The following is a 9,416-nucleotide window of genomic DNA, read 5'->3' on the forward strand; positions in this document are numbered from 1 at the left end:
AAGAAAATTGAGCAAATTTCGACATGCATCGTTTTTTGAAAAGTGCTGAGGACTCGGTAGCCGGAAAACATCCGGCTACTTCAGACCTTCCCTAAGCCACTCTACCTCACCGAAGCTACAGCTCTCGGATGGACCTATTCCAAGTCAACAAGCTAAGTTAGGTCTTGGCGCTGATTAGAAAAATATGCGCTGCTTGGAATTTGGTTGAATATATTCCCATCAAAACCGCGCGCATCGGTCGTCCTCGGGTCGCCTGTGCTTGATGATTTCCCTGGTACCTTGCTATTTCGCAGTCTGGCTAGAAACGCCAAATCAGTCGGCCATGAGTCAGAAATTTATCAACGGGGCCGAGAATGACGTGATTGTGGAGCTTCTGGTTAGATGCTCATGGGTCTTTCCAGGCGGCCAAACCCTGGCCTCATCCGAGAACCCGTTACTCTTCACCTGACACAGAGTTCCTTTCCATAGATAAGAGGAAACCTTACCAATCTCATCTTCTAAAAAGAGCCAGTTGGGTTCCGCATGATCAGGGATAGAGCAAGCTCGCGCCCTTCATCGGATACGGTCGGGCGAATCAGGCTGTAGTGGTCTAGCGATTCCAGACACTCATTCAGGCGAGAATATCGCCAGATAGAAGTGTCTGATTACCACTACAGTTGCCTGCATGACAGGGGCAGGTCAGCTTTTGCGCTCTCCCCCTATCGCGGCCTTTCCCGGTGCGATTCAGGTTCAAGCCCGCTTGGGCAACTTCCAGTTCGGCCGGATGAAGTGGCAGGTATAACCGTTCGGTATCCGCTCCAGATAATCCTGATGCTCCGGCTCCGCCTCCCAGAACTCCCTGGCGGGCTCGATTTGCGTGACCACACGCCCCGGCCACAGCTTGGAGGCGTCCACGTCAGCCGCGGTATCTTCGGCAATATCCCTTTGCTGTTCGCTCAGGTAGTAAATCGCCGAACGATAGCTTGGCCCAAGATCATTGCCCTGCCGGTTAGGCGTGCTCGGGTCATGGATCTGGAAAAAGAACTCAAGAATCTGCCGGTAGCTGATCACCGCCGGGTCAAACACGATCTCAATCGCTTCGGCATGGTTGCCGTGGTTGCGGTAGGTGGCGTTCGGTACGTCACCACCGGTGTAGCCGACTCGCGTATGCAGCACGCCGGGGTAGCTTCGCAACAAATCTTGCATGCCCCAGAAGCAGCCGCCGGCAAGGATGGCGGTTTCGGTTGGGTTGGTCATGGTCTGTCCTTGCGGTTTATGGAGACAGGGATAGTTATGGGGTGATGCCGGGCAATACCAAGCCGGATGCAGTAAAAAACAGGATCGTGTTGCGTAACGAGTAAACGTTTTACAGAAGCTTTGGCGCCTTGCTCCGTTGCCTACAGTTGCGTCAGAATCCGCTAGCTTGAGCGCTTGAGTCAGCGTTTCCAAGGCGGCTCGGTTGCTGACAACTCAGTGATCGGGTTTAGTTGACCCACTGCACACCTGCCAACCAAACAACTATAAGCCCACCCCCGCGAAACCTGCCCACTCATCGACCCTCTCAATCACCCGATCAAAACATCCGATTAGCCATCCTCCGAAACATTCCGTAACGTTCTCCCTCGGTGCGACAGATGCGCGCACCGCTTGAGCTTTTATTCCCCATGCTCAGCCCACGACCACGCACGAGCCCACCATGTCTTTGAACACCCCGCAGCAAATCGCTGAAATTGCCGTCGAAAGCGGCGTCAAGAAGGCCCACTTGGGCCTGTCCTCGTTGATGATTCTGGGCTTTCTGGCAGGGGCTTTCATTGCCCTCGGGTTTCTTCTCGATATTCATGTCAGCACCATGATCCCTCACGAGTGGGCGTCGCTGGGCAATCTGCTTGGCGCTGTGGTGTTCCCGGTCGGGCTGATTCTGGTGGTGCTGGCTGGCGGGGAGTTGCTGACCGGCAACATGATGAGCCTGCCCATGGCGCTGTTCGCCGGGCGTATCGGTCTGGGTCAGTTAGTGCGTAACTGGGTGCTGGTGACGCTGGCCAACCTGATCGGTGCGCTGTTCGTCGCCTATTGTTTCGGCCATGTGGTGGGGCTGACTGAAGGCGCCTTCATGGCCAAGACCGTGGCCATCGCCAATGCCAAGGTGGGGGCCAGCTTCGAACAGGCCTTCATATCGGGTATTGGCTGCAATTGGCTGGTGTGCCTGGCGGTGTGGCTCAGCTACGCGAGCAAAGACGTGATCGGTAAAGTGGTCGGCATGTGGTTTCCGGTGATGGCATTCGTCGCAATCGGCTTTCAGCACATCGTCGCCAACATGTTCGTCATTCCTGCAGCGATCTTCGCTGGCGCCTTGAGCTGGGCGCAGTTCGGCGACAATTTCGTTCCGGTATTTTTGGGTAACGCAGTGGGCGGCGCGGTGTTCGTCGGCCTGGCTTATCATTTGGCCTTTTCCAATGCGGCAACCCGGCCCGCTGAACTGTCCCGGACCAGTGGCGCGCAAACGCCGGAATAATCCGGTCCAACGTCATACAGACGATGCGGTGATAAGAGATTCTGACCGCAGAGCGAAAAGCTCTGCGGGGGTGAGTGTCAATGCGGCTCAACAGGCCGCAAACCCTAATAGCGGAGAGCACCGCCTGAGCTCAGAGTACGATCAATCAAGGTGCTGTGCGCCGCTGAGTCGATTGCGCGTATCGGATTACACGCGCGTCAAAGCACACGCCACAATGTCTCCCGCGTTGCAGGACTGAACGTCATCGATTGACGATCCACGACACGCCTCAGCCCTTCGCCAATTTCAATGTCCGGCATAAGACCAAAGCCATGTTTCCTGAACCACGGCCCGTTCCACAGCGGCTCGCGGAAGGTCGTCAGGCTCACGGCCTGAACCCGAAGGGCCTGCGCATACGTCACAACGGAGGACAGCAGAGTCTTACCCACGCCACTGCCTGAAGCACGAGGAACGACGGAGATATTGTCCAGATACAACAAACCATCGAGTGGCCGCATGGCGGCGTACCCGATGACCTCATGAGTGTTCTGGTCAACAGCAACGACAACGCGGCAGGCTTCGAATCTGTCTGCACTCAGCGGAGGGAGGTCGGCGACATGCGCCAGATAGGAAATGGTTTTATAGCGATCACGGGCGAGCGCCGAGAGGCGCCTCAAGTCCGGTAGATCGCTATCTTTCGACAGGCGCAGGTCGAACGCCACCGAGCCTCTCCTGCTAATTACCGTAACGGCTCAGGAAAATAGCCGCCCGTTTTGTTACCACGGGCAAAGAGCTCAGATCGATGGTTTCGTTTTCACTGTGCGCACCTTCACCCCAGGCGCCTAGCCCGTCCAGGCTTGCGGTTACATAGTTGTTCACATAGGAAATGTCAGCTCCGCCTCTTTCCGCTGACGGTGCCGATTTCAGAACAGGCCCGTCGAGATCCTGGCTGACCTGGCTGTAGGCTTCCAGTAGCTTGCGATTGCTCTCACGATCAGCCATGACCGGCATGATGGCTTTGATTTTCACATCGCTGTTGGTCAGAGGCAGCGGGTGACTGGCTATTTCTTTCAGCTGGTTTTCCGCGGAGACCCTCTGAGCCTCACTGCTGAACCGCAAATCGCCATGCACAGAAGAAATCCGGGCAACCGTTGTCTTTCTTCCAGAAGCAGTACCTTGTCCACTGGCGACATCTTCGACCGCTGTAGAGCCACCCAGAATGAGTCCCGGATTGATGGTCAGGCCTTGCTCATTCGAAAGCTTCCGACGAATCTCATCAAGCACTCGAGCCGACTCATACACCGCCCCGAAACCGGTTTCAGGCTGAAAAATAGTCGCTGAATGTTTGTCTACGCCGGTGCTGGTCAAAAACCACTCGCTCAATCCCCTGCGCTCGGTGATCAACTGGTTGGGCGACAAGGCGAATTCGAAACCCAGCGCAATGTCGCTTCTTTTGGCTTCGGCGATCAGCCATTCTCTGGAGATCTCCGTCGGTTTGGCCGCCAGCTCTTCATCACCGATCAGGACCACCGAGATATTCATGTTCTCCAACGCGCCGGTGTGTTTCAGCGCCTGCAAGGCGTAGAGCATCGTGACCATGCCGCCTTTGTCATCGATGACGCCAGGGCCCTTGGCTTTTTTACCGCCCTCAAGGTAGGTGAATTTCTGGAAACTGCTTGTTTCAGAAAAAACCGTGTCCAGATGGCCTATCAGTAGAATTCGTTTCGCAGACTTATTGCCATCGTGGATCGCAACAAGGCTACCCGCATGATTCATTCCTGCAGGCAGGTCGTGCCAGGTTGTTTCGAAGCCAAGCGCCTCCAGCTCCGGCTTCATCAAATTACCCACTTTGACGACGCCCTCAACATTATCGGTACCGCTGTTGATGTTGACGAGTTTTTCAAGCAAAGCGATCTGCTCGGCGCTGTGGCTATCGACATAGGACGCCATGCTTTGCTCATCATGTGCCGTTCCTGCAGATACACCAGTGCAGAAAAACAGAATCAGGAGCGAGGGGAGAAGACTTTTCATGCTGGATAGCGTCCGCTTTTGTGGTGTCGAGCCAGTGTGCCCAAGAACCCGTCAGATTATCCATGACGGGCGCTATTGTGGCGTCCTGAGTGGCAGGAAGCCGGGCAAGGTTCCTTGAGCGACGCCAAAAAAGAGGGATATCAGAAGCTGAGACTTTCCAGTCTCTGAAAGCAAGTCTGGAAGATAAGTCGACGATGCTGCTCGTGCTGATCGGCAACAATCCCCACCCATCTCCCGTCAAATGTGGCTTACTGGGAAATACCACCATCCAATCAGGGATCTCTTCCCAACCCTCGCGGTCTCTTTACGCATGACGAATTCGCGCTCTGCTTTCATACCCTCCTGGCTTCGCCCTGTTCTGCGTCCCTTGCTGGACCCGTATCGCCGTTATCGGCATGCGCGGCTGATCCACGCGGCGCGGATTGCGGTGGGCTTGCTGGTGACTATTCTGCTGACCACCGGCCTCAACCTGCCCCATGGCGAGTGGGCGTCGGTGACCATGCTGATCGTGATCGGCGGTTTGCAGCATCACGGCAATATCGGCAAGAAGTCGGTCGAACGGGCCTATGGAACGTTGATCGGTGCCGGCCTCGGTCTGATCGTGGTAGTCCAGCAGGGCTATCTGGAAATGCCGCTGCTGACCTACGCAATGATGTCGGTGATGTGCGGCTTCTTCGCCTATCACGCCATCGGCAAAGGCGGTTACACCGCGCTGCTGTCGGCGATCACGCTGTTCATCGTTGCCGGTCATGGTTACAACCCGATCAGTGACGGGCTGTGGCGTACCGTCGATATCCTGATTGGTATCGCGCTGGCCCTGGCGTTCTCCTTCGCCCTGCCGCTGTATGCGGTGTTTTCCTGGCGCTACAACCTGGCCAGCGGTTTGCGTGACTGCGCCAAGGTGTACGGGCGCATCGTGCAGGGCCAGCCGGTTACCGCCGATGAGCATTTGAAACTGACCGCCAGGCTCAACGGCACGATGCTGCAACTGCGCTCTCTGCTGCCGTCGGTGTCCAAGGAAGTGAAGATGTCCATGGTCGAGCTGGACGCCATTCAGGGCCACTTCCGCATGTGCCTGAGCACCCTGGAGATTCTCGCCAATATTCGCCCTGCGAATCTGAATCAGCTTGCTGACGAGACGCTCAAGGCATCGCTGGACGCTGACTACCGCCAGATTCGCCGGCAACTGATCGGCATGGCCCGCGCCCTGCAAACCGGCGCCACCGAACGTCTGGCACGCACGACCGAAACACCTGAGACACCTGAGACACCTGCAGTGAAGGCCGTGATTCCTACCGAGTTGAAGGGCTACCACTTGATGACCCAGCAGTTGGCGCTCAACCTCGACGGCCTGCAGGCGCGTCTGGCCAAGACCGCCAAACGCTGGAAGTTTTAAGGAACCGCCCGTGCCCGATACCCGCCCGCCTGTGCTGGATGAAATCGATCGCCAGCTGATCGCCGCACTGCAAATCAACGCGCGCGAAAGCGTCGCCATGCTCGCCCGGCAACTGGGCATCGCCCGCACCACCGTCACCTCGCGGCTGGCACGCCTGGAAAGCAGCAAAGTGATTACCGGTTACGGCGTGCGCCTTGGCCAGCGCGTGGTCAGTGGCGGGTTGCAGGCGTACGTCGGGATTACCGTGCAACCCCGCTCGGGCAAGGAAGTGGTGCGGCGCCTCAGTGCCATGGCGCAGGTTCAGCAACTCTGTGCAGTGAGTGGCGAGTTCGATTATGTCGCCTGGCTGCGCACGGATTCTCCCGAGCAACTGGACCAGCTACTGGACCTGATCGGCAGCGTGGAGGGTGTCGAAAAGACCACCACATCGATCATCCTCAGCAGCAAGATCGACCGCGGCCAGCCGGTATAACCGAACGCCTCTATCAAGCAGCCATACAAACCGACCAGCAGATTCGTCACTTAGCCCAAACAAACAGCATATCGACGACACTTTGCGTCTTATTAACGTGTCCGCCCTTCTCTAGACTGTTGTTTTTTCGCCGTTGCCCATCAAGGTCCGTCATGAAGAACAACCGTCACCCCGCCAACGGCAAAAAGCCGATCACCATGTTCGGCCCCGACTTCCCCTTCGCCTTCGATGACTGGATCGAGCACCCTAAAGGCCTGGGCAGCATTCCGGTGGAGAACCACGGCGCTGAAGTGGCAATTATCGGTGCAGGGATAGCCGGTCTGGTGGCAGCCTACGAATTGATGAAGATAGGCCTCAAGCCGGTGGTGTACGAAGCCTCGAAAATGGGCGGCCGCCTGCGCTCGCAGGAGTTCGAAGGCGCCAAAGGCATCGTGGCCGAACTGGGCGGCATGCGCTTTCCGGTGTCCTCGACGGCGTTCTTTCATTACGTCGACAAGCTGGGCCTTGAGTCCAGGCCTTTCCCCAACCCGCTGACCGCGGCGTCCGGCAGCACCGTTATCGACCTGGAAGGCACCACCTACTACGCACAGATGCTCTCGGACCTGCCAGCGCTGTTTCAGGAAGTCGCCGACGCCTGGGCCGACGCACTGGAAAGCGGCTCGCAATTCGGCGACATTCAGCAGGCGATCCGCGACCGCGATGTGCCGCGTCTCAAGGAACTGTGGAACAAGCTGGTGCCGTTATGGGACGACCGCACGTTCTATGATTTTGTCGCGACTTCCAAGGCCTTCGCCAAGCTGTCTTTCTTTCACCGCGAAGTATTCGGCCAGGTGGGCTTCGGCACCGGCGGCTGGGATTCGGACTTCCCCAACTCGATGCTGGAAATCTTCCGTGTGGTGATGACCAACTGCGATGAACACCAGCACCTGATCGTCGGCGGCGTGCAGCAAGTGCCGGTCGGCTTGTGGAGCCATGTACCCGAACATTGCGCGCACTGGCCCAAGGGCACCAGCCTGTCGTCGTTGCACCGCGGTGCACCACGTCCCGGCGTGAAGCGCATTGCGCGCGCCGAGGATGGCAGTTTTGCGGTGACCGACAATTGGGGCGACACCCGGCAGTACGCCGCTGTGCTGACCACCTGCCAGAGCTGGCTGCTGACCACGCAGATCGAGTGCGAAGAGTCGCTGTTCTCGCAGAAAATGTGGATGGCCCTGGACCGCACCCGCTACATGCAGTCGTCAAAGACCTTCGTGATGGTCGACCGCCCGTTCTGGAAGGACAAGGACCCGGAAACCGGCCGCGACCTGATGAGCATGACCCTCACCGACCGGCTGACCCGTGGCACGTACCTGTTCGATAACGGCGACGACAAGCCGGGCGTGATCTGCCTGTCCTACTCGTGGATGAGCGATGCACTGAAGATGCTCCCGCAGCCCATCGAGAAGCGGGTGAAGCTGGCGCTGGATGCCTTGAAGAAGATCTACCCGAAAGTGGACATCGCCGCGCGGATCATCGGTGATCCGATTACCGTGTCATGGGAAGCCGATCCGCACTTCCTGGGTGCGTTCAAGGGTGCGCTGCCGGGCCATTACCGCTATAACCAGCGCATGTACGCGCACTTCATGCAGCAGGATATGCCCAGCGAACAGCGCGGCATGTTCATCGCCGGCGACGATGTGTCCTGGACACCGGCGTGGGTCGAAGGCGCTGTGCAGACTTCGCTGAACGCCGTGTGGGGGATCATGAACCACTTCGGCGGCAAGACTCACGCCGAGAACCCCGGCCCCGGTGATGTGTTCCACGAAATCGGCCCGATAGCACTGGGCGACTGACAGAAGGAAAACCCCATGCGCGTTGCGCTGTATCAATGCCCGCCATTGCCGCTGGATGTCAGCGGCAACCTGACTCGCCTGGAACAGCAGGCTCAGGCCGCCGCCAAGCAAGGGGCACAGGTGCTGATCTGTCCGGAAATGTTCCTCAGCGGCTACAACATCGGCGCTCAGGCTGTGGGTGAGCTGGCGCAGGCGCAGGACGGTCCGGCAGCGACGCGCATTGCCGCCATCGCGCAGGCCAGCGGCATTGCGATCCTCTACGGCTATCCGGAGCGCGCGGGCGATGGGCAGATCTACAACGCCGTGCAGTTGATCGACAGCCAGGGCACGCGCCTGTGCAACTACCGCAAAACGCACCTGTTTAGCGAGCTGGACAGGTCGATGTTCGCCGCAGGTGACGATCATTACCCGGTGGTCGAATTGAATGGCTGGCGCCTGGGCCTGCTGATTTGCTACGACGTGGAATTCCCCGAAAATACCCGTCGGCTGGCCCTGGCCGGGGCCGAATTGATTCTGGTCCCCACCGCGAACATGCTGCCTTACGATTTCGTCTGCGACGTGACGGTTCGGGCGCGGGCTTTCGAGAATCACTGCTACGTGGTGTACGCCAACTACTGCGGCAGCGAGGGCGCGATTCGTTACTGCGGGCTCAGCAGCATCTGCGCACCGGACGGCAGCCGCCCGTTGCTGGCAGGTCAGGACGAAGCACTGCTGGTCGGCACGCTGGACAAGTCACTGCTGGCCCAGGCCAGAACCGCGAACGACTACTTCGTGGATCGCCGCCCGGCGCTTTATACGTCGCTGACTTGATCAGATTAGCCGGATGGATAATTCCCACGCAGGAGCGTGCGGAATAATCCTATAACTATCGTGCCCACGCTCCGCGACCATCGTCATACACAAGCCCGCTTTTGATTCTGGCCGGAGCCTGTAGCGAACTTGTTCGCGAAGACGGTCGCATCAGGCGATGCATGTCCGGAAAGCTTGGCGGCCCCTTCGCGGACAAGTCCGCTCCTACGCCCGTTGGGCAGAATCAAAAACGGCCTCCTGCCCGAGGGGTAGGAGCGAACTTGTTCGCGAAGACGGTCGCTCAGGCGATGCATGTCCGGAAAGCTTGGCGGCCCCTTCGCGGACAAATCCGCTCCTACGCCCGTTGGGCAGAATCAAAAACGGCCTCCTGCCCGAGGGGTAGGAGCGAACTTGTTCGCGAAGACG

At 58.3% G+C, this 9,416-nt stretch carries 8 protein-coding genes; 5 read left to right on the forward strand and 3 right to left on the reverse strand.

Features of this window, described 5'->3' with window-relative positions:
- Positions 1–729: 729 nt before the first annotated feature.
- Positions 730–1,236, reverse strand: a complete 507-nt coding sequence (msrA, locus tag KBY02_RS25925; RefSeq protein WP_099315754.1) for a peptide-methionine (S)-S-oxide reductase MsrA — start codon at positions 1,234–1,236, stop codon at positions 730–732.
- A gap of 439 nt (positions 1,237–1,675) precedes the next feature.
- Between msrA and KBY02_RS25930 the strand changes: the two genes are divergently transcribed.
- Positions 1,676–2,491: a formate/nitrite transporter family protein gene (locus KBY02_RS25930; protein ID WP_003316222.1), complete on the forward strand. Its 816-nt coding sequence runs from the start codon at positions 1,676–1,678 to the stop codon at positions 2,489–2,491.
- Positions 2,492–2,688: 197 nt separating this feature from the next.
- On the opposite strand, the gene KBY02_RS25935 is transcribed toward KBY02_RS25930, so the two are convergent.
- Positions 2,689–3,192, reverse strand: a complete 504-nt coding sequence (locus KBY02_RS25935) for a GNAT family N-acetyltransferase (protein ID WP_129449124.1) — start codon at positions 3,190–3,192, stop codon at positions 2,689–2,691.
- 13 nt (positions 3,193–3,205) lie between these two features.
- Entirely contained in the window at positions 3,206–4,501 is a 1,296-nt protein-coding gene (locus KBY02_RS25940; RefSeq protein WP_129449122.1) for a M20 family metallopeptidase, read from the reverse strand.
- Positions 4,502–4,811: 310 nt separating this feature from the next.
- Between KBY02_RS25940 and KBY02_RS25945 the strand changes: the two genes are divergently transcribed.
- The 4 genes from KBY02_RS25945 (at position 4,812) to KBY02_RS25960 (ending at position 9,011) form a co-directional block, all read left to right on the forward strand.
- The gene (locus KBY02_RS25945; protein WP_024639791.1) at positions 4,812–5,897 is read left to right on the forward strand and encodes an FUSC family protein; all 1,086 of its coding nucleotides are present in this window, start codon (positions 4,812–4,814) and stop codon (positions 5,895–5,897) included.
- A 10-nt stretch (positions 5,898–5,907) separates the two neighbouring features.
- Positions 5,908–6,369 (forward strand): Lrp/AsnC family transcriptional regulator, encoded by a 462-nt coding sequence (locus KBY02_RS25950; RefSeq protein ID WP_003402109.1) that lies wholly within the window; start codon positions 5,908–5,910, stop codon positions 6,367–6,369.
- Positions 6,370–6,521: 152 nt separating this feature from the next.
- A complete protein-coding gene (locus KBY02_RS25955) occupies positions 6,522–8,201 on the forward strand; it encodes a flavin monoamine oxidase family protein (RefSeq protein WP_024650573.1) in 1,680 nt (559 codons plus the stop codon).
- 15 nt (positions 8,202–8,216) lie between these two features.
- Positions 8,217–9,011: a carbon-nitrogen hydrolase family protein gene (locus tag KBY02_RS25960; RefSeq protein ID WP_024659905.1), complete on the forward strand. Its 795-nt coding sequence runs from the start codon at positions 8,217–8,219 to the stop codon at positions 9,009–9,011.
- Positions 9,012–9,416: the final 405 nt, after the last annotated feature.

It is taken from the genome of Pseudomonas sp. P129 (assembly GCF_020312195.1).
GTDB classification, from domain to species: domain Bacteria; phylum Pseudomonadota; class Gammaproteobacteria; order Pseudomonadales; family Pseudomonadaceae; genus Aquipseudomonas; species Aquipseudomonas fragariae.